Source organism: Wolbachia endosymbiont (group A) of Gastracanthus pulcherrimus (genome assembly GCF_964028265.1).
GTDB lineage: Bacteria > Pseudomonadota > Alphaproteobacteria > Rickettsiales > Anaplasmataceae > Wolbachia > Wolbachia pipientis.
Genome location: NZ_OZ034763.1, coordinates 459,235 through 479,771, shown reverse-complemented (window position 1 = coordinate 479,771; position 20,537 = coordinate 459,235). Strand labels below are relative to the sequence as shown.

At 35.3% G+C, this 20,537-nt stretch carries 20 protein-coding genes and 2 tRNA genes; 2 read left to right on the top strand and 20 right to left on the bottom strand.

Translation table 11 applies throughout. From position 1 onward, the window contains the following. Positions 1 to 34 precede the first annotated feature (34 nt). From rplL to rpsL, 11 genes are all read right to left on the bottom strand, one after another. Positions 35 to 436 carry a 50S ribosomal protein L7/L12 gene (rplL, locus tag ABWU47_RS02525; RefSeq protein ID WP_007551887.1) on the bottom strand — a complete coding sequence of 134 codons (402 nt, stop codon included), beginning with the start codon at positions 434 to 436 and terminating at the stop codon, positions 35 to 37. A gap of 26 nt (positions 437 to 462) precedes the next feature. Further along, complete coding sequence (rplJ, locus tag ABWU47_RS02520; protein WP_006279539.1) at positions 463 to 981, bottom strand: 50S ribosomal protein L10; 519 nt, start codon at positions 979 to 981, stop codon at positions 463 to 465. A gap of 12 nt (positions 982 to 993) precedes the next feature. Further along, entirely contained in the window at positions 994 to 1,647 is a 654-nt protein-coding gene (gene rplA / locus ABWU47_RS02515; RefSeq protein WP_077188473.1) for a 50S ribosomal protein L1, read from the bottom strand. Between the two features lie 4 nt (positions 1,648 to 1,651). After that, a complete protein-coding gene (locus ABWU47_RS02510; RefSeq protein WP_353285746.1) occupies positions 1,652 to 2,092 on the bottom strand; it encodes a 50S ribosomal protein L11 in 441 nt (146 codons plus the stop codon). Between the two features lie 2 nt (positions 2,093 to 2,094). Beyond that, a complete protein-coding gene (nusG, locus tag ABWU47_RS02505; RefSeq protein WP_065094731.1) occupies positions 2,095 to 2,931 on the bottom strand; it encodes a transcription termination/antitermination protein NusG in 837 nt (278 codons plus the stop codon). Beyond that, on the bottom strand, positions 2,921 to 3,121 hold the full coding sequence (secE, locus tag ABWU47_RS02500; RefSeq protein ID WP_022626186.1) for a preprotein translocase subunit SecE: 201 nt from the start codon (positions 3,119 to 3,121) through the stop codon (positions 2,921 to 2,923). The genes nusG and secE overlap by 11 nt, the downstream gene beginning before the upstream one ends. A gap of 19 nt (positions 3,122 to 3,140) precedes the next feature. Continuing rightward, a tRNA-Trp gene (locus tag ABWU47_RS02495) sits at positions 3,141 to 3,213 on the bottom strand. A gap of 13 nt (positions 3,214 to 3,226) precedes the next feature. Beyond that, positions 3,227 to 4,399: an elongation factor Tu gene (tuf, locus tag ABWU47_RS02490; RefSeq protein WP_253303378.1), complete on the bottom strand. Its 1,173-nt coding sequence runs from the start codon at positions 4,397 to 4,399 to the stop codon at positions 3,227 to 3,229. 11 nt (positions 4,400 to 4,410) lie between these two features. Then, positions 4,411 to 6,486, bottom strand: a complete 2,076-nt coding sequence (gene fusA / locus ABWU47_RS02485) for an elongation factor G (RefSeq protein ID WP_077188470.1) — start codon at positions 6,484 to 6,486, stop codon at positions 4,411 to 4,413. A gap of 21 nt (positions 6,487 to 6,507) precedes the next feature. Beyond that, the gene (gene rpsG, locus ABWU47_RS02480) at positions 6,508 to 6,987 is read right to left on the bottom strand and encodes a 30S ribosomal protein S7 (RefSeq protein WP_007549313.1); all 480 of its coding nucleotides are present in this window, start codon (positions 6,985 to 6,987) and stop codon (positions 6,508 to 6,510) included. Positions 6,988 to 6,992: 5 nt separating this feature from the next. Beyond that, positions 6,993 to 7,367, bottom strand: a complete 375-nt coding sequence (gene rpsL, locus ABWU47_RS02475) for a 30S ribosomal protein S12 (protein WP_006279787.1) — start codon at positions 7,365 to 7,367, stop codon at positions 6,993 to 6,995. A gap of 971 nt (positions 7,368 to 8,338) precedes the next feature. Here rpsL and prmC point away from each other — a divergent pair. After that, positions 8,339 to 9,178: a peptide chain release factor N(5)-glutamine methyltransferase gene (gene prmC, locus ABWU47_RS02470; protein ID WP_077188468.1), complete on the top strand. Its 840-nt coding sequence runs from the start codon at positions 8,339 to 8,341 to the stop codon at positions 9,176 to 9,178. A 156-nt stretch (positions 9,179 to 9,334) separates the two neighbouring features. Here the strand turns inward: prmC and ABWU47_RS02465 are convergent, their stop codons facing one another. From ABWU47_RS02465 to ABWU47_RS02430, 8 genes are all read right to left on the bottom strand, one after another. Then, a complete protein-coding gene (locus ABWU47_RS02465) occupies positions 9,335 to 10,201 on the bottom strand; it encodes a P44/Msp2 family outer membrane protein (RefSeq protein ID WP_006279784.1) in 867 nt (288 codons plus the stop codon). 121 nt (positions 10,202 to 10,322) lie between these two features. Next, a complete protein-coding gene (locus tag ABWU47_RS02460) occupies positions 10,323 to 12,326 on the bottom strand; it encodes a type IV secretory system conjugative DNA transfer family protein (RefSeq protein ID WP_353285745.1) in 2,004 nt (667 codons plus the stop codon). Positions 12,327 to 12,356: 30 nt separating this feature from the next. Beyond that, positions 12,357 to 13,349 (bottom strand): P-type DNA transfer ATPase VirB11, encoded by a 993-nt coding sequence (virB11, locus tag ABWU47_RS02455; RefSeq protein ID WP_006279783.1) that lies wholly within the window; start codon positions 13,347 to 13,349, stop codon positions 12,357 to 12,359. Position 13,350: 1 nt separating this feature from the next. Further along, on the bottom strand, positions 13,351 to 14,811 hold the full coding sequence (locus ABWU47_RS02450; RefSeq protein ID WP_353285744.1) for a TrbI/VirB10 family protein: 1,461 nt from the start codon (positions 14,809 to 14,811) through the stop codon (positions 13,351 to 13,353). A 16-nt stretch (positions 14,812 to 14,827) separates the two neighbouring features. After that, the gene (gene virB9, locus ABWU47_RS02445; protein WP_186809141.1) at positions 14,828 to 15,628 is read right to left on the bottom strand and encodes a P-type conjugative transfer protein VirB9; all 801 of its coding nucleotides are present in this window, start codon (positions 15,626 to 15,628) and stop codon (positions 14,828 to 14,830) included. Then, positions 15,615 to 16,295 (bottom strand): virB8 family protein, encoded by a 681-nt coding sequence (locus ABWU47_RS02440; RefSeq protein ID WP_006279780.1) that lies wholly within the window; start codon positions 16,293 to 16,295, stop codon positions 15,615 to 15,617. The genes virB9 and ABWU47_RS02440 overlap by 14 nt, the downstream gene beginning before the upstream one ends. Positions 16,296 to 16,367: 72 nt before the next feature. Then, on the bottom strand, positions 16,368 to 17,450 hold the full coding sequence (locus tag ABWU47_RS02435) for a GTP cyclohydrolase II (RefSeq protein WP_010082649.1): 1,083 nt from the start codon (positions 17,448 to 17,450) through the stop codon (positions 16,368 to 16,370). A gap of 29 nt (positions 17,451 to 17,479) precedes the next feature. Next, a tRNA-Leu gene (locus tag ABWU47_RS02430) sits at positions 17,480 to 17,567 on the bottom strand. Positions 17,568 to 17,757: 190 nt separating this feature from the next. On the opposite strand from ABWU47_RS02430, the gene ABWU47_RS02425 reads away from it, so the two are divergent. After that, positions 17,758 to 19,032, top strand: a complete 1,275-nt coding sequence (locus ABWU47_RS02425) for a metallophosphoesterase (protein WP_006279778.1) — start codon at positions 17,758 to 17,760, stop codon at positions 19,030 to 19,032. Between the two features lie 27 nt (positions 19,033 to 19,059). Here the strand turns inward: ABWU47_RS02425 and dnaA are convergent, their stop codons facing one another. Next, on the bottom strand, positions 19,060 to 20,442 hold the full coding sequence (dnaA, locus tag ABWU47_RS02420; protein WP_006279777.1) for a chromosomal replication initiator protein DnaA: 1,383 nt from the start codon (positions 20,440 to 20,442) through the stop codon (positions 19,060 to 19,062). Between the last annotated feature and the right edge of the window lie 95 nt (positions 20,443 to 20,537).

The following is a 20,537-nucleotide window of genomic DNA, read 5'->3' as shown; positions in this document are numbered from 1 at the left end:
GAGCTATATCAATATAAAATTAATACATTAAATATTATTCAAGCTCCACTTTAGTTGCTCCTGCTTCAATAAGTTTTTGCTTGATTTTTTCTGCTTCGTCTTTAGGAACATTAGCAGTCAAATCTTTAGGTAAAGATTCAACCAACTCTTTTGCTTCTTTTAAACCCAATGTAGAATTAACCTCTCTCACAGCTTTAATAACTCCTATTTTTTTACTCGCATCAATTTCTTTAATCACAACTTTATACTCAGCTTTTTCTTGAGCAGCAGGAGCAGCAGCATTATCACCAATAGGCGCCCCAGCACCAACAGCTCCACCAAGAAAAGAACCAGCAGGCAACCCTATTTTCTCTTCTAAAACTTTTACAAGTTCAGAAGCCTCTAATAGGTTTAAAGATAATATTTTATCAACCAAATCACTTGTTACATTACTCATAATTACCACCTTACTTAACAACAAATTTATTTTTTAGAACTATAATAATCCAAAACTCTCATAAGCCTCATAGAAGATGAATTAATAGACAACGCTAACCGAGCAGGAATATCATAAGATATTAAACGCATAATTTTAACACGCAATTCATCCAGAGAAGGCAACTTAGCCAGTTTATTAACATCTTCCACTGTTAACAATTCATTTAAATGAGCTGCGCAAATCACAGACATTTTTTCTTTGTTAGCATTAGTAAAATCAACTATTAATTTTGCAGCTTCTACTATGCCACTAGAGTATATAATAGCAACAGGACCGGAAAATTTGCCTGATAAATAAGAGAATTTACCAGTCCTTTCCAAAGCCAAGCGCGCTAGAGTGTTTTTAACTACTAATACCCCACCTGCTATAGACTTCAGACTATTCCTCAGAGTTAATGAATCATTAGCATTTATAGATTTAAAATTTACTAATATCAAGAAATCATTATTTACAAATACGTTTATTGTGCTCTGTATAAATTCATCCTTATCTTTACGCTTCACGGTATCACTCCCTTAAATTATATCTTCCACTTTGCCTATCTTATAAGCTTTACCCATAGTTGAATTTAAAAAAACACCCTTAAAGTAAATTCCTTTCGCAGAAATAGGTTTATTATCTTTAATTACTTTAAGAAAGGCTTTTAAATTTTCTAGCAAGTCATCAATATCAAATTTAATATTTCCTAATTTACCATGAATAACACCATTTTTATCTGTTCTAAATTTTACCTGACCAGACTTAATGGTTTTAATAGCTTCTGCAATGTTAGAAGTCACAGTACCAAATTTAGGGTTAGGCATCAGCCCTTTAGCACCCAATACTTTTGCAATAGGAGTGATTTTTGCCATAAAATCAGGAGTAGTAATGCACCAATCAACATCTAACTTTCTACCTTTCTTTATTTCTTCAACTAAATCCTCTCCTCCTGCAATATCAGCACCAGCTTTTTCAGCTTCTAATAAATGTTTATCTTGAGCGAAAACAGCTACTTTAATATTCTTCCCGATACCTTTAGGCAAAACTACTGTACCACGCACCTGCTCTTCAGATTTACGTGAATCTACGCCTAAATTGACCGCAATATCAACTGATTCATTAAATTTTGCTGAAGCAGACTCAACAATCTTCCTCAAACACTGCTTAGGATTATCATTATATGTATTCATTTACCTAACCTTCCACAACTTCTATACCCATAGATTTTGCAGTGCCTACAACCATTTTCACTGCTGAATCTTCATTATCCACTTTCATATCAACCATCTTGCACTTTGCTACTTTAATTATAGCAGACATAGGTAATTTAGCCACTAATTCTTTACCAGGATTACCAGAACTTTTACTTAATTTAGCCTTCTGCTTAAGTAAATAAGCCACAGGCGGACCGCTGACAGTAAAATCATGAGAGCGATCATCCTTTATGGAAATTCGCACTGTTACTAAATCGCCTACTTTATAATTAGCGTTAGCAGCACTAGTAACTTTATTAAAAGCTTCACAAAACTTAGGAACAGGTATACCACGTGGACCAAGTACTGAAGCAATTTTCGGTCCTGGAACTGCTTTCCCAGCTTCCATAAGTAAGTTAATCTTAGCAACTATAACACTCATAATTAATCCTCTATTTTCTCTACTTGAGCCAGATCAAGCTCTATTATTGTCGGCTTACCTAAAATCGATACTTCCACATTAATAATTTTTTTCTCATCGTTTACCATATTTACCTTACCAGTAAAATTTTGAAAAAGACCATCATTAATTTTCACTTTTTCACCTTTTTCATAACCATAACCTAACTTCTTTGTCTCTTGAGCATTATAAAGTGCATTACACATTGAGTGAATCTCATCATCCAAAATCACCTTTGGAATATTACCGTTTTTCAAAAATCCATAAACCTTAAGAGATTTTGGTATATTATTGATAAAATTCAATACTTCATCGCATAAATTCACGTATAAAAAGACATAACCAGGAAAGCATTTCCTTCGTGTAGCAATTTTCTTAGATTTCAACTCTACTTCACTTAGCTCTTCATATGGAATAAAAACTTCCTTAAAGTAATCATTAACACCCAATCTCATAGAATTTTCTAATATATGTTGGCGCACTTTCTCTTCACAATTAGAAGCAACTCTCAAGATATACCATTTATACCTATTAAATTCTTTACACTTTAAACTTATCTCATCATCTAAAATCATCTCAAAATTACCAGATTCGCCACTGCAGAATCCAGGCGTTTGATTCAAAATATTTTTGCTTTCATCACACAGATGCATATATACATACACTTCACATAATTCTTTTATATCAGACTTTGAATTACATACCGTTTGATAAGGAATAAACACTTCCTTAAAATAAACAGCATTACTTACCAATTCGCGTATACCTTGCTCATATCCATAATCAACTTTAATGATATACCATTTATATTCACATTCCATAAATAATTCCAAATAAAGCCTTAATTACGTAAAGAGACATAAAATCCACAAAACAGAAGAAAATCGAAAAGCATAATATAACAATCATTACAACAAATAGAGATGACAACACCTCCTGTTTCTTTACCCAAGCAATTCTTCGTATTTCTTGCTTTATATCACAGAAAAAACCACACAAACTTTTTAACATTTCCACCACAACATTAATGCAGGAGCGATAGGAATTGAACCTACAACCTCTGGTTTTGGAGACCAGCGCTCTACCAATTGAGCTACACTCCTATAACTCAAACTCTCACTCCAAAATTTCAGAAACAACACCAGAACCAACAGTTCTACCGCCTTCTCTTATCGCAAAACGCAATCCCTTATCCATTGCTATCGGTACTTGCAATTCTACTTCTACACTCACATTATCTCCTGGCATTACCATCTCCTTCCCATCTAGCAATTTTATGCTCCCAGTTACATCCGTTGTCCTTAAATAAAACTGTGGCTGGTAATTCGCAAAAAATGGTGTATGCCTTCCTCCTTCCTCTTTCTTTAATATATAAACCTCCGCCTTAAACTTTCTATGCGGTGTTATCGTCCCCGGTTTCGCTAATACTTGCCCTCTCTCCACTTCTTCTCTTTTTGTTCCTCTTAACAATATTCCTACATTGAGCCCTGCACTTCCCTTATCCAGCAACTTCTTAAACATCTCAACACCTGTGCATATCGTCTTTTGCGTCGCTTGCAGACCTATTATCTCTATCTCTTCTCCCGTCTTTATCTCTCCCTTCTCTATTCTTCCTGTTACCACTGTTCCTCGCCCCGATATCGAAAATACATCTTCGATTGGCAATAAAAATGGTAAATCCACAGGCCTTGGTGGAACCGCTACATATTCATCTAACTTTTCCATCAATTTGTCTATTGATTTCTTTCCATATTCGCTGCTGTCATCCTCCAGCGCCTTGAGTGCTGAACCAACCACCACAGGCACTTCATCCCCTGGAAATCCGTATTTACTCAGTAATTCCCTCACTTCCATTTCTACTAAATCTATCATATCAGCATCAGCAACATCAGCTTTATTTATATACACCACGATATATCCAACACCTACCTGCTTCGCCAGCAATATATGCTCTCTCGTTTGTGGCATTGGCCCATCAACCCCCGACACTACCAATATCGCCGCATCCATCTGTGCTGCACCTACTATCATGTTCTTTACATAGTCAGCGTGTCCAGGACAATCAACGTGTGCATAATGCCTTTTTTCCGTCTGATACTCAACATGCGCTGTTGCTATCGTTATCCCCCTCTTCCTTTCTTCTGGCGCTTTATCTATCTGATCGTACGCTACAAAATTTCCATAATGCTTCGTTATCGCCGCTGTTAACGTCGTCTTCCCATGATCCACATGTCCTATTGTTCCCACATTTACATGCGGCTTTCCAAATGCTTCCACTACTGCTGTCATAATTATTACCCTTAATTATACTCTAACTTTAACTCATCAACCACATATTGTGGCACTTGCTCATAACAAGAAAAATGCATACTATACTGCGCCCTTCCCTGAGACATAGAACGCAAAACGTTGATATAACCAAACATATTTGCAAGAGGTACCGAAGCAGTAATTATTTTACTATTATTACCTAAATCGAGCATATCAGCAACATTTCCTCTTCTACTATTTATATCACCCATAACATCACCCATATATTCTTCAGGAGTAATGATTTCAACTTTCATTATAGGCTCCAGCATTTTTGGACCAGCTTTATTTGCCATCTCTTTAAAAGCACCTTTAGCAGCAAGTTCAAAAGCTAAAGGACTAGAATCAACCTCATGAAAAGCACCATCAAGAAGGGTAGCCTTAAAATCAATCAACGGAAATCCCGAAATTATACCACCTTCTTTTATCAACTCCAAGCCATTTTCTACCCCAGGAATATACTCTTTTGGAATAGCACCACCTACAATTTTACTTTCAAATTGAAACCCAGAACCAGGCTCAAGAGGTTCAAATTTTATTTTAACCTTAGCAAACTGACCAGCTCCACCAGATTGTTTTTTATGAGTGTAATCAATTTCAACAGATCTAGTGATAGTTTCACGATATGCAACCTGAGGAGCACCGACGTTAGCCTCAACGTTAAATTCGCGCTTCATTCTATCAACAATAATCTCAAGATGGAGCTCACCCATGCCTTTCAATATAGTCTGGCCACTTTCCGCATTTACTGACATTCTCAAAGAAGGATCTTCTGCAACCAACCTATTTAGAGCAATACCTAATTTTTCCTGATCTGAAGTGGTTTTAGGTTCCACAGCAATTTCAATAACAGGCTCAGGAAATTCCATACGCTCCAATAATATAGGAAAATCAACAGAACATAAAGTATCTCCGGTGGTTGTTTTCTTTAGCCCAACTAAAGCAACTATATCTCCAGCCCTAGCCTCAGTTATATCTTCTCGGTTATTTGCATGCATAAGTAACATTCTGCCAATCCCTTCAGTTTCGTTTTTTAACGCATTTGAAGCGGTAGATTTAGACTTTAATTTACCAGAATAAATACGGATAAACGTCAAGCTGCCTACAAATTTATCCGTCATCACTTTAAATGCAAGAGCAACAAATTTCTCTTTTTCTGAAGGTTTGACCTCAATTTTCTTTTCTGAATCTTTAGGATCAATTCCAACAATTACATCAACATCAATAGGAGAAGGTAAAAAGTCAACCACACCATCTAAAAGTGGTTGTACGCCTTTATTTTTAAAAGCTGATCCACACAACACAGGAACAAATTTTCCTTTAATGGTCCCATTTCTCACGCATTTTTTCAGTAAATCCACTGGCAGATCATTAGACTCAAAGTAAGTATTCATCGCTTCATCATCCATCTCAGCTGCAGCATCTAATAAAAGATTTCGATATTCTTGAGCCTTATCAAGCAAATCAGAAGGAATATCTTCATAAGAAAATTTAGCGCCCAACGTTTCTTCTTGCCATATAATGGCTTTCATAGAAATAAGGTCAATTATACCTTTGAAATCTTTCTCACTCCCTATTGGTAAATGAATAACTAAAGGTGCTGCACCAAGCTTCGTCTTTATCATATCAACACATCGATAAAAATTTGCCCCTATTCTATCCATCTTATTAACAAAGCAGATACGAGGAACGCTATATTTATCAGCTTGACGCCACACTGTCTCAGATTGAGGTTCAACTCCAGCAACTCCATCAAATACAGCAACTGCACCATCCAAAACTCTTAAAGATCTCTCAACTTCAATAGTGAAATCAACGTGACCAGGAGTGTCTATTATATTGACCCTATGATCATTCCAAAAACATGTTGTTGCAGCAGATGTGATTGTAATACCACGCTCTTTTTCTTGCTCCATCCAATCCATAGAAGCTGCACCATCGTGCACTTCACCAATTCTATTTTGCTTACCAGTATAAAATAAAATACGCTCTGTTGTGGTAGTCTTACCAGCATCTATGTGAGCCATTATCCCTATATTTCTGTATTTAGATATTCCAATTTCCATATCACAATTAATTAGCTAACATTAAAAACGAAGATGAGAAAATGCCTTATTAGCTTCAGCCATTTTATATTTTTCTTCGCACATCTTAAACGCACCACCGCGTTTATTATAAGCATCCAGTATTTCAGATTGCAAACAATCAACAGTGGTTTTTCCACTCTTTTTTCGAGCAGCAGAAGTTGCTTTAGCAATCCACCTTAACGCTAAAGAAACCGCTCTATCTTGTCGAACTTCAACAGGTACTTGATAAGTTGCACCACCAATGCGTCGAGAACGCACTTCTATAGAAGGAGTAACATTTCCTACTGCTGTCTCAAAAATTGATAACCCACCTTCGCCTATTTTCTTTTCAGCTAAAGACAAAGCGTCATAGATAATCTTTTCTGCAGTAGATTTTTTACCACATTTCATGATTGTATTAATGAAACGCATCAGCAAAACACTGCCGTAACGCGAATCAGGACTTATTTCTCTTTTTTTTGCTTTATTCCGACGAGCCATAAACTTTAACCAGATTTCTTTACACCATATTTTGAACGAGCTTTCTTTCGATTTTGCACACCACGCAGATCAAGGGCACCTCTTATTATGTGATAACGCACACCTGGCAAATCTTTAACCCGCCCACCACGTATCAAAACAACAGAGTGTTCTTGTAAATTATGACCTTCACCAGGTATATAAGCCGTCACTTCACCATACCCACTAATTTTTACTCTGGCTACTTTACGGAGTGCTGAGTTAGGCTTTCTAGGAGTTGTAGTATACACCTTAGTGCAAACACCTCTCCTTTGAGGGTTGCTTTCTCCCAAAGCTGGTACCTTTTTCTTATGGGTCAATCCTAATCTACCCTTACGTATTAATTGATTTATCGTAGGCATATGTTATAAACTCAAGCTCATTAAAATAACTAAGTTTTTAGTTATAAAATAATAAACCTCAATAGTCAATATAAAAATAAACATTACTACTCTAATAATTAAGCTCAACTGCCTTGAAAGCCATCAGTAGACTTCTTGCACTACCTCCCAAGCCACAACTGTCATTCAGTAGAAACGAAAAAATTACTTTACAAGCTTCGCCAGCCCCCTTATCATGAAACTGAAGCTATTTATTTATCTTCTCTGTACAGATTAAATGACAAAAAAACTCACGTATCTGGCGTATCATGTTTAATTTTTTGCACTATGTGCACTCTATGTCTTTATAAAATTTCTAGGTTTTTGCCTAATATAAGCTGAAATGCGCTTATAAAGCATTTAAAACATTAAAAAACGCCAGCTTAAAAAATGGATAGTGAATAACTAGCTACCCTAGGGTTTCTTTTGCCTTTTTTTCTGTTTAGTAAATTTCTTAACGTTTATAATTTAGATTAGTTGCGGTTTAAAAGCAGCCAAATCGCGGTTATTAAGTGTTTAGAATAAAAAAACGCCATACTTGAAAGTATAATGTAAGTAATTAGCCAACCACGGGGCTTCTTTTGCCTTTTTTTTATTTGGTAAATTTCTTAAATATTTATGGCTAAACGACAATCGTCATCACGCTACGTGTTAGCGGGATCTAGAGATACCGCGGCGGTATGACGTGGACTGCTGTCATTCCGCTACGTGTTAGCGGCTAAGATACCGCGAATGAATCGCGGTATGACGGTTCGTGGCGGTATGACGTAAAGCTCGCGTTAGCTATACTTTTATGCTCACCAACTTAGCTGGATCCAAGTAGTCAAGCTACTTGGATCTGCAAATTGCAATGTTCGTACAGCTGCGTGCTTGACACCGGGATTTAGTGCAGCTACCCTAAACTGGAAGCTCATCTTGCTATTCTTGGCTGAAAGGAACATATTTTTAGAATAATGAAAACAATCAGCACTTTAATTCAAGAAGGATCGGAGTTATTATCGTCACATAAAGTTGAATCACCACATTTAGATTGTGAAATCATCATGCAGCACGTACTTGGAGTGGAAAGATCATTCATAATTATGAACCATGCTGATCAAGTGCCGATGGAGAAAGAACTTTTATTTTGGAAATTAACAAAAAAAAGAGCGGAAAGATATCCAATATCGCAAATAATAGGTAATCGTGAATTCTGGAGTAAAAATTTTATAGTTAACCAGCATGTTTTGGATCCAAGACCAGATAGTGAAACATTAATCTCAACAGTGTTAAAATATTACCCAAATAAAAAGCAGAGACTAAAAATTGCAGATTTTGGTACAGGCACAGGTTGTTTATTGATATCCGTACTTAGTGAGTATGAATATGCCGTTGGTATCGGTTTTGAAAAAAGCTTGGAAGCATACAAAGTTGCCTATCAGAACACAAAGAAACATGATCTTCTCAGCAGAGCCAAAATATTTCCAAGCTCATGGACAGAGTGCAGAGGTTCATTTGATCTGATAATTAGCAATCCTCCATATATTAAAAGAAGCAAATTAAAAGACTTACAAGCCGAAGTGCAAAAAGAGCCAAGAATTGCTCTTGATGGTGGAATTGATGGTTTAAACTGTTACTTGAGTATTTTTCCAATATTGAAAAAGTGCCTTAAAAAAAATGGGTTTGCAATATTGGAGATAGGTGAAGATCAAAATGATATTGACAAAATAATACCCTCATACAAATTAGCTTTTCAGGAATATGTACATGATTTGGCAGGAATGAAGAGGTGCATTGTTATGCAAAAAACATAGCTAATGTTTTCTTCCTTCATCCCATATTATCCTATGTCATCCCAGCACCCTCTAGCTAGTCATCCAAGTAGCGTGACTACTTGGATCTATATTTACTATGGTCAAGGCATAGGATGACAGGAACGGTTTTATGCATTTTTTAAAAGGGCAACATGTTTAAGCTTTGCTGGCAAAGTGGAAAGTAAGGCCAGCCTCTATACCGTGTGTGTAAAACAATGTATTACCTATATTTATATCTTCTTTTGCTGCATTTGCTGGTTTACTCTGATCATCAAGCTTCTTTTTACCCCTGTTATTAGGATCATCTATAATTTCTCCAAGCGCATCCGTTGTAAGTTTAAGACCATCACCAATAACACCACCAATAGCACCAAAACCTCTATATCCGATATGCATATTTACATCTTCGTTTATGTGATAATCAAGGCCAGCTTTTAATTGACCTGCGGGTCTTATTGACGATTTTTCAAACATTGTCATTCTTGTTGCACCGACTCCAACCCCAACATAAGGAGAAAAAGAGAAACGGTCACTCTTCCAATAATGATAAACATTTGCCATTAGAGACATGTTTTCAATTTGGTCATGATTAACTGTAGCACTATAGATATAAGTTTTTTTACCAGCATCCTTACCAATGTCCTTTAGGTATGAAACAGTTATTTGACTACTTGTTAAACCAACATTATCCACTTTTACAGAAGAATACATCCCTTCCAATTCAGCTCTATAGCTGTTGTTACCCAATTCTCCTGTGTAACCAAATGCCACATTTGCAGCAAAAGGTGGATTATAATCTCCTTTATACTCACTTAGTGACTGACCTTTTGTGTTCTGAGCATCCCTGTCATTTATAGACAAATTTTTGATATCTGTAGTGCTTGTTTTTAGTTCACCCATGCCATTAAAAAATTGACCATAATACCCACTACCAAAGTAAAACCCTTCTGTTTCACTCGCAAAAGATTGTTGTGACAACAATAAAGCAAGTGCTGTAACCGCTAATGTTTTTTTACTAATCATTACTACTCCCCTAGTTAAAATAGCTAATCTAATACTAATTAATTAAAAATGGCTTAATATGAAAAACCTAATTATTTGCATAACTTGCACTTTTCTGAGCTAAAAATAGGCAAAGTTAACCTTACTTCTCGTCATTTTTTAATTTATCCTCATCTTCAAATTCATCCTCCTCTTCTTCGTCATCAAACCCATCATCGCTCCTATCCTCATCTTCCTCGTCATCATCTTCAAACTTATCGTCGATATCTTCATCATCAATATCTTCGTCTGCAAATTCATCTGATTCATCATATACTGCATCTTCGGTTTTAGTTTCAGCAGGATAATCAACTGAATTAGGTCCCTCAAGAACATTATTCCCCTCGTTATTAACCTTATCTTTGCTCGCAGCGGCAGAAAGAACTTTGTTTGGGTCATATGGTTCTTGTGTAGGCACACGAGTTTGTTTGAGCAGCCTTCTTGTGAAGGTGGTATCACTGTAGTACAAAATTTTCTTTGATTTAATTGGGTAAGTCGACTCTATTAAAATTATCTGATCGTCACGTGGCAACATAATAACTTCTTGAGGCAATAGCAATGCTCTCTGTATTTCAGAGATATGTAATGACCTTGAAGCAGGATTTAAATCTAAAAATTTAGGCTTATTCAACGATTCTTGTTGTACAGTTTTGTTTCCTATAAGTTGCGATATTAAATTAGCTGTTTCAATATTATTGGCTGCAAAAGTTATTCTGTAAGTCGAGTTTGACAAAAAGGAGTTCATCCCTGCTTCTTCGTATATTCCTTTGAGCTGCTCAGTATCTTGAACAATTAAGAATAACCTAACTCGATAACCACGAAAATATGCAATACCTGTTTGAAATTGCTCCATTTTTCCAAGTGTAGGAAACTCATCCATTAAAAACAATACGCCATAAGGCTCGTCATCCGATGGCAATTTTCTACATAAAAACTCAGTTGCCTGTTGGTAAAAAACCTGCATTAAAGGCCTGAGCCTAGTCAAGTTGTCAGGAGTTAAACCAACATAAACTGTAATTTTCTTCTTTTTAAAATCTAGAATATTAAAATCACTTGACGCAGTTGCAGTATCAATCAATGGGTTTGCCCACAATTCAAGTGATGAGTTCATGGTTGATACAACACCTGACCTTTCTTTATCAGCTTTTTGTAAAAAAGCTGCAATATTCATATATGCTACAGGGTGTAGTATTTTACCCATTGTATCAAGAGCAACAGCAAGATTATAAACCACGTCATCACTACGCATCGTACGCACAACTTCACCAAAAGATTTAACTTTCTCTGGTGCAGCAAGTAAGTATAATACCACTCCAACAAATAAGCTTCTTGCTTCATTCTGCCAAAAGTCTTGTTCAGGCATGATTAGGTTAGCTATTTTCTGCACATCGTCAACCATCTGCCCAGGTTTTTCACTAATCCATTGTAATGGATTGTAACAGTGACTTATTCCATCTGGCTGCGCTGGATTCCATACGTATACTTTTTGTCCTTGTCGTTCTCGCCAACCACTTGTTATTTCATAGTTTTCTAATTTTATGTCGTGTACAATTACCGAGTCAGTCCAAAATAATAAATTAGGAATTACAAAGCCAACACCCTTACCAGAACCTGTAGGTGCAAATAACAATGCATGCTGAAACCCATCAGAAATGAAGTATCCTCTTTTATCTTTACCAAGCAATAATCCCTTTTTGCTTCTTAATCCTGCTTTTCGTATGTCTTTCTCTGATGCCCACTGCGAATCTCCATGAAGTGATTCCTTCTTTTTAAATGGTCGCCACTCAATTATCCTTTCTCTTAAATTCCATAAGATAATCATTAAAACAATGATAGGCAGTGCAGAAGATATAATTAATGTGATTTTGAGCTCAAGGCTATATGACTCTGGATGATGCCAACAATATTGTATATGATCAAAAATCGTTGGCCAAAGAGCTTGAGGGAAAGGCGTCAAACTAGGATTAATTGCCTTAAAATCCACAGCATCCGGACCATCAGCAAACAGAACAAACAATATACCAGATAGATAGAAGCAAAACTCAAGTACGCTAAAAGCTACTACACCTCCTATGAGAATATTACGTAGGTGATTTCCATTACTCATAAACTACTCTTCCTTAACTTATGTATAAATTTAAGCATTTTCGCTCGCAGATCTAGTAAATAATATCTCAGAAATGCTTCTTTTGCCCCCACCGGTTCTTTTTAGCTGAATAACAATATCAATCACATTTCTAATGTATGGTATAATTTGGTCTGGAGGAATGCCAAGATTTGCCTGCATAACCATCAATTTTATTTGCTCAAGGGCCATTGTTGGACTATCTGCATGAAGGGTTGATATTGATCCAGGGTGACCAGTATTTATCGCCCTGAGAAAACTAAAAGCTTCCGCTCCACGGAGCTCACCAACTATTATTCTGTCTGGCCTTAAACGTAAGCACGCTTCTATCAAATCTTGAGTGGTTACTTTTGCTCTGCCCTGCCCTCCTTTAGAGGCAATTAGATGGACTTTATTGGGATGATCGTTCAAAACGATTTCCCTTGCATCCTCAACAGTAATAATTCTTTCCTCAGCTGGAATAGCACGCAAAGTAGCATTAGTAAAAGTAGTCTTACCAGTGGAAGTTCCACCACTAATTATAATATTTTTCTTACTTATTACAGCGTATTCTAAAAACTCTTTTATTTTTTTTTGCCTTAACAATAAATCCAAATGACGGTCAACTGGATTATCATTTGCTTCTGTAACAGTTTCAGAAAAAGCCCCCATTTTTTCGTAATCATCGAGTGCTAACTGCATGCTAGAAGGCTTACGAATCGACATGACTACTTTATCAGGTTCACATGCTGGCGGAAATACTATCTGTATACGATAACCATTTGGTAATGTTGCCGAAAGTAACGGCGCTTCTTCGCTAAGTTTTTGTTCTGTAGCTTGAGCAATCAGTCTGCCAAGAGATTTCAAATGGTTAAGATCGAATACTTCTAATTTTTCACACCTTATTTCACCGCGATTTTCAATCCATACTTCCTTTGGCTTATTTATTGATATTTCATTTACGCCTTCTTCTTGAAATATGCCTTGTAATGGCTCCAAATATGTATCAAGTGCAGCATAGTTCATTTCATTGATTTAATATTGCCTGTGGAGGAAATACTATATCTTGGCTAACAAATACTTTCAATGCAGTGCCTTGATCAACATAAATAGTTGGTTTTTTATCTGTATATCTGCCCACTACATCCCGCATATCTTTAGAAAAATCCTCGATTGATTTCCCGATTGCTTCATCATAAACAGACTTGCTTTTTCTTTGAATTTGTTCTAACAGTTGATTTACAATTTCCAGGCTTATATTTACCTCGTCTTCTTCAATTCCTAGTGCTTTTGCTATTTCCTCTTTCATTATTTTTAGTAAATCTTGTCTGCTTTTGGCACTCCGAATTCTTCCGATAGCCCCAAGGCCTAATTTCCATTTGTCACTAGATATCTTCTTTTCTGGGTCAATAATGAGTTGGAGAGAAGAAAAATCTATTTCGGTTGCAGTGATAGACTTTACTGCATCTCTGATAGTTAGCGTATCAACAAGATTAGAAGCCTTTTGCCCTATAACAGCAGAACCAATCGAAACACCAGCAAGTGTCACTGAAGAGAATAACGCACTTACTATTTTGTTATCAACTATTCCTGCTATTCCTGCTCTACCAAGCTCGTCAGTACTAAGTGATGAGATTGCAATATCTATTCCATGTGGCAGAATCACTCTATTCCAGTTTATATTTACACGAGATTTAGCAACATTCGAGTCAAATGAATAACTGCCTATCAATCTTGAGCCTTTAGGTATTAAAACTGTATCACCAGTTTCTGCATAAACATCTCTACTCACCATAGCACGCAGCATTCCTTGCAGATCAGAGTTTATTGCAGTTTCAAGAACAGCATCAATAATTTTACCTTGAGTAATCATTAAACCAAGCTTTCCTACTCTGGTAGCTTTGCTCGATTGTGCTGAAGTGTCGGATAAAATAGCATCAGCAGCCTTGTTCTCTCCACTACCACCTGAAATTGTCAACATCTGTGCACTACGTCTGTCTCTAGGATAACCGCCACCCCCTATTGTAGGAAACGAGGTAGGTAAATTGCCCATAACATTACTAGAAGGAAAATTTTGCTTTGGCAAAATAGGTATATTTGACACAGGAGTTTCTTTTGGTTTCTCTTCTTCTTTTTTCATCACTTCTTCTTTTCTAATTTGTTTTATTTCTGGTATGATTAGTGGTGTAGGAAGAGGAGGTAAGGGTGGTAAGTGATCAGTTATTATTCTTTCAGGAACCATTACATTATCTGGAACTTGTTCCAACTTTCCTTTTAATTCTTGAACGTTTTGCTTTGTTTCCTCTTTTTTAATAACTTCTGAACCCTCTTTAGGAGAAGGACTAAAATAGAGATAATACACTCCACCAACCAGAAGCACTAAAATAATGACCATCAATGCCCTATGACCTTGATTAGAGCCAACTGTTACTACCTTATTCTCTATTTCTGATTCATCTTCTGAATTGTTACGCCTTTCTTTATTCATATTGCATGTACCACAGCTAAAGTGACCTATTTATAATTTCAACTTCACCATCTTCATAACGCATAAATAGCTTTTTATGTACTCCTTTTATTATAACATAATCATCAAATAACAGCCTTTTACAAGGTTTATCCTCCCCTTCTACAAAAATCTGAGGTATTTTATTATTATTTCTAAATTTTAAATAGGTTAAATAACCATCATCAAATAACTCAATCGGAACTATATCCGCATTACCACCTTCATCAATATATGTATAATTGTACTTCGTATCATTTTCTTGTATTATTTTTTCTAGCTTGTCTTTAGTATATTGCATTTGAGTAGGTAAAGAAACCTCATCTAAATCAACATCAAATTCACCTTCTTCTTGAGGATAATAAAAACGTACTACGTAAGATATATCCTTTTCAGCAGAATAATCGTGATCCACTTTCTTAGCATCAGTACCCGGGTATTTATCGTAGTTTGGCCTTGAGATTAAATCAAAAATGTAATTTCTTTTTTTAGTTGTCGTAATAATCATGTTAGTGCGACTACTAACTTCAAATGGCATGATAAGCAATTTATTGTCATAAGGATTAATTTTCCAACTTGATGCATCACCAACAGCGATATTTTTAACTTTTTCTCCTTCCGCAAATTCAATATAAGAATAGTAACCCTGACTAAAAACCACCGTAAATACTTCATTAGGGCTATACACAAAAGTCTTTATTCTACTATCTATAGAAATAGGCTCATTATAATTAATGGATGCGTTTAAATTGCCACTTACAAGTAAAGCTAAAACTAATAATATCCTATACATATTCATCATCTACTCTATATGAAATAACTTGAAATCCTAATGGGTTAATATATCTTTGCTGATCATCCATTTCAAGCGATGCATATCTATATGACATAATAACTATCTTATTTTTTCTCGTAGAACTTCCATCTTTCCGTGTAAATTCCACAAAAAATCTCACCTGAAGAGCATCGTTACCCAACTTTTGAATTGAGCGAATTTTAAATTCACTTTTGGTATCTGAATATAAATTAAAAAGATCATCCATATTCTGCGATCCTACATAATTTCTAAATTCATTATACACATTAGGTGAGGAAAACAACCTCACCTTTGTATAATAGTTATAATTATAATGATATGGATCAAAAACCTCCCTTGCTTTTATATACTCTGAAATAAAATAATCGTTTAGCGCTTCATCTGCAGAATACTGTTTTACTGTGACAGGATCAACCAATTGCACTATTCCTGATTTCTTGTCAATTTCTATAACAAATGGCTCAATAGTGCTACTTGTGCTAATTTTAAATACGACTAATATGCTGATAGAGGTCGTTGCTAATAATATTAATGCAAATAAAAGTAGAATATTCCTTTGAGCAATAACTGTGCTGTAGCGGTTTGAATTCCAATTTATATCCTTATCTAAGGATTCAGTATTTTTTTCTCGCTTAAAAAATCTTAGCATTTTAGTATTCCTAAAAATCTTAACTTATGTTAATAAACATAGCAAATTAACAAAGTAGTTACAGCAAAAAAGCTAAAAAACTCTTAATCTATGGCCTAATTTACCAAACTTTGTCTCCATATATGAATCGTTATATTTATTACGTTCCACAATAAGTGGTAGACACTTTGTAACTCCTATACCACTACTTTCCAATTCTGACAATTTCCTATCATTGTTTGTAAGTAATTGGATTTTGTTAATGTTCAATTTCTTAAGCATTTTAGCTGCAACAGCAAAACTCCTTTCATCATCTTCAAAACCCAATATTCTATTTGCATCAACAGTATCAAGATTATGTCCTCTTTGCATACTGTACGCTCTTAACTTATTAGTTAAACCAATGCCTCTTCCATCTTGCATCAAATACAATATAATACCACTTCCAGAGTCAGCTATCATTTGAATTGCTTGATGTAACTGACTTCTGCAATCGCATGACAAGCTATCTAACAAGTCACCCGTATAGCACGAAGAATGAATTCTCACTAATGGTTCGTCATCTTTATCTGGATTGCCAATGATAATTGCATGATGTTCTCTTCCACCACTTTCGGTTCTATAAGATATGATATTTACTTCTTGAGTCTGTTTTAAAAATAATGATGTTTTGCACACTTCATATACATCCTGATTTTCTTGAAAATTATTTATGAATGACGTGTCCAGTGCAATAACGTCATTTTTCTCGCACCAATTTCGCATTTCATGGTTATTCTCAAAAGTCATATCAGCCACTAACGCGTATGGCAATAATTCTGAGAACTTAAGCAAGGCAATAGCACATTCATCTATTGTCTTTGAGCATTGCAACTCTTTTATGCAATCTTCCTTTGAACAGTTTATTAAATAGAGCAGTTCATCAAAATTATTCACCAACAGACGTTTGCTGTTATGTTCTTTATTCTGAGATATGTATTTTACCTTACTTGAAGTTAAAGTAACATATACATTACTTGATGTAAGCTTGTATTGATTAAATAAATCTCTTTCTAAAGCCTCAGCAGCAGCAAACAATAGGTAATTACTTTCATCATATATTACAATTGGCCGACCGCGCCTGATTTCGCTGATAGCTCTTTCTACCTTATTGCTACTCTGATTTCCTATAAACATTTTTACCCATATTAAACAGCGATAAAAACTGGTGCGGCCGAGAAGACTTGAACTTCCAAGGCCTTATGAGCCACAGCGACCTCAACGCTGCGTGTCTACCAATTCCACCACGGCCGCACTATATTCTAGTTTTTATATAATTATTTTAAATTACTTAATCATTTTAGAATTTTTCATCTAGAGTGTCAATCTGATACTAGAATAATTTAGAAATTGTTTGTATAATTTGATTATGAATTTTGTGATTATAAATTTTAATCATTTAAGATAACCTTACTACTAATTTTTAACTTAGGTTTTTATATAAATGAATATAGCTAATATCTTTATTTTTTTAGCTCTCTCTCTTATAACTAGCTTTCATTTCGTCCATGCACAAATATTATACACATGGTCTCAAGTTATCCCAGAAAATAAACTAAGCATACGCGCAATTACGGACAATGACATGTGTCCCATTGTTTATGTTGATGGCGAGGAAACAGAAATGCTGAATCGCAGCTCAATTAACAATGGTGATCATAACGAAACAGTTTGTGAACTGACAGTACAAACAAGTGCCAAAAACATTAGTATTGAGGATCTACGGGTTCCTATATTACCAAAAAAGGTTAATAAAATTGCTTTCATTGGTGACACGGGCTGTAGAATAAATATGTTATTTCAGCAGGAATGTAATTCGGTAGATAGCTGGCCTTTAAAAAAAAATTTAGATTCAATCGCCCTTCATAAACCAGATTTAATTATCCATGTTGGTGATTATCATTATAGACAAACAAAATGTAGAAATACAAAAAAGTGTGGCGATATTTATGGATATAATAAAGAAGTTTGGTACGCTGATTGGTTTGAGCCTGCAAAGGATATTTTATCACAATCCCCTTTCCTTTTTGTTCGTGGAAACCATGAGAGTTGTGATAGAGCTTATGAAGGATGGTTCAGGTATCTAGATTCATACCCCTTTTCGTCTGAAAAATGTGGAAACTTCGTTTCTAGTTGGTCCTTAGATGCTGGACCGATGAAATTTTTTATCTTCGACTCTTCATCCGGTGAGGATATTTTTACAACCCAAAGCACAATTGATGCTTTTGAGAGGCAATTTGATAAATTGATACAAAATAGTTCTGACAAGCCCATGTGGTTTTTAACTCATAAACCGCTTTGGAGATCTCCAAAAAAAGAATTTTTGACATTAAAAAGCCATGGTAATCTTACACAAATCGAAGCTTTTGGAGATAAATTTCCAAGCAATGTTACTACCATAGTTTCTGGCCACATTCATATAGCCCAGATTTTATTAATGGATAATGTTCCAGACCAAATTATAGTTGGAAACGGTGGTGCATCATTACACGCTCAAGATCAAGAATCTGTTTATCAAAATGTAGAATTTGACTATTTAAATGGTAAAAACTACTTAGCACACGAGGTTAGAAACTTTTTTGGCTTTGGCTTTGCAATACTAAATTTAGATGATCACGAATTTACCTTCTATAATCAACACAATAAGGAAATGTATTCTGCGAAGCTAACAGAAGATTTTAAACTTAAACGGATTAAAACTATAGTCGATTCATTTTAGGATTTGTTATTAGCTATTTTAAAAACGCTACTTAAACGTTTTTTTTAATCGATTGATTTCATCAGCAAATTTTGAGTCGGTCTTTATAAAATTTTCTACTTGTTTTACTGCATGTATAACAGTAGCATGGTCTCTGCCACCAAAGTTTCTCCCAATATCTGGTAGGCTTTTTTGCGTAAATTTTTTGGCAAAATACATAGCTATTTGTCTTGGCCTTGCAAGACTGCGAAGCCTTCTATTGGATTGCATATCTGCAACCTTTATATTGAAAAATTCAGCTACTTTCTTTTGTATTTCTTCTATTGTGACTGACCTATGATTTGACCTAAGAAGATCGATTAGGGTTTCACTAGCTGATTCTACCGTCATACTTCTTCCAATTAATGAGGTATGGGTAACCTTATTTAATGCTCCTTCTAATTCTCTTATATTAGATTTTATGTTCCTTGCTAAAAACTCTAGGACATCTTTCGGAACATACATATTCATCTGCTCCACTTTTGCCTGCAATATACCAAGCCTTAATTCAAAAGTTGTTTCATTAATATCTGCCACCAACCCCCAACCGAGTCGTGATTTTATTCTTTCTTCCACTCCATCAAGATCACTAGGAGACCTATCAGCTGATATAACCAATTGTTTATTTTGGTCTATCAATGCATTGAAAGTGTGAAAAAATTCTTCTTGTGTACTATCTTTACCACTGATAAATTGCACATCATCTACCATCAATACATCTACTGATCTAAATTGCTCTTTAAATAACATAATATCTTTGCTTCGCAGCGCTGTAATATATTGGTACATGAATTTCTCTGCTGATAAATACACCACTTTTCTTTTTGCTGATGGGGAATTGACTATGTGCCAAGCTATAGCATGCATTAGATGTGTTTTACCAAGTCCCACTCCACCATATAGAAACAAAGGATTGCTGCCTAATATTGGATCTATAGATTCTGCCACACGCTTTGCCGCCGTAAATGCTAATTCATTTGGCTTTCCCACTACAAAATTATCAAAGGTGAATCTTGGATCCAGCGGCGAACCAAGATTATGATTACTTTCCTCTCTGTTTTTTAGTATAACATTAAAATTTGAATTCCTCTCCTCAATTACTTGAATATCAATAGAACGTATACTTTTATCTTCGCTTTGCCATAATGATAATATTTTTTTCATGTAATGAACTGTAATCCACTCTTTTATAAACCTTGTTGACACGGATAAAAGAACTTCCCCATTTCTGCTACTGACAAATTTTAGTGAACTCAGCCAACTATTATATGTTGCTTCTCCATAAAGATTATAAAGACAATTTTGGATTTTTTCCCAAGTAACATTGTGATCCGTTACTGTAATAATCTGATCAAAAAACATAGTAGAAACCTTAGGGCTAGTTAAGTTCATATACCACACCAAGAAAAAAACAATAATTAGAAAAATACAAGATAATCAATAGCTTACTGCAAAATGAAAAGCTAATACTACTTAATACATACTAA